Raw genomic sequence first — 1232 nt, forward strand, 5'->3', positions numbered from 1 at the left:
CGGGATCATTGATAAGGTACAGAAACCCTATTACCGATGTGGCAAGAATCAGGATCTTATCTAAGAACGTAAATGGATTATGGCTATGGTCTTTTATTCCGGATGCTTCTTCTTTAGCTGTTTCTTCTGCAATTTTAGCTTTATCAGGCACCCCTCCAATTTTTCCGAAAAGAGGTTTTGCCAACCAGAACTGCAGGGTTCCCAACAACATGAAAATTCCGGCGAGACCAAAGCCCCAGCTCCAGCCAACTCTTTCAGCCAGATAGCCGCAAAGCATCATTCCGAAGAAAGCACCGGCATTTACCCCCATGTAAAAGATGGTGTAGGCCCCATCCTTTTTATCGGGTTTACCGTCATACATTTCAGAAATGATGGAAGTGATATTGGGTTTAAAAAATCCGGTACCAATAACCAGCAACGCAAGTCCAAAATAGAGGGAAAATTCTGTTTCCAGCGCCATAGAGGCATGTCCTAAGGTCATGATCCCTGCCCCGATCACTACCGCCCAGCGGTAACCTGTGATCTTATCGGCAATTATACCTCCGGCAATTGGAGTTAAGTAGAGTAAGCCGGCATAGGTTCCAAAAAGGGCTCCGGCGTTCTCTGCACTCCAGCCCCAGCCGGGATTATCCACACCTACGATAGCCATTGTAAGGAAATTAATGAGCAGTACTCTCATTCCGTAGAAAGAGAACCGCTCCCACATTTCAGTAAAGAAAAGAACGAAAAGACCGGCGGGATGGCCTAAGACTTTAGATTTAAAGAAATCATGTTCTGCCGCAGGAACCGTTGCTGCCATTACCTTCTTCTTTTAGTATCCTCTTTATCTACAAGATCTTCATCTCCAAGTTCAAAATTCTCCTGCTGCGGCAACTCTCTTTCTTCGTCTTCCACTCCGTGAGTTAAGCGTTTTAAAGGCTTAAGCATAAGCAAAACAATGATTGCAAAGGCTACTGTAAAAATTGTTATTCCAAGGAAGATGGTACCGTCCCCGGCTTCAGAAGAAAATTCTCCCACAATACCGGCAACTTTGTTCCCAAGACCTGTAGCCGCGAAATAAACTCCCATCATTAAAGATGCATATTTTACCGGGGCAAGCTTGGTGATGAAGGAAAGCGCTACCGGCGAGGAACTCAATTCCCCGATGGTGTGGAACAGATATGCCAGTACAAGCCAGTACATTGCTGAGGCTCCGTCGTTCTGGAATTCCATAGAAGCAAAAACCATGAATA

General features: G+C 45.2%; 2 protein-coding genes. Both read right to left on the reverse strand.

Annotated features, from left to right (window positions below):
• The coding region (locus HC175_RS15125; protein WP_168139320.1) for a peptide MFS transporter at nucleotides 1–799 on the reverse strand (799 nt) is incomplete at its 3' end.
• A partial coding sequence (locus HC175_RS15130) for a peptide MFS transporter (protein WP_168139321.1) occupies nucleotides 799–1232 on the reverse strand: 434 nt, incomplete at its 5' end. The genes HC175_RS15125 and HC175_RS15130, both read right to left, overlap by 1 nt.

The sequence above is a fragment of the Salinimicrobium oceani genome (assembly GCF_012037645.1).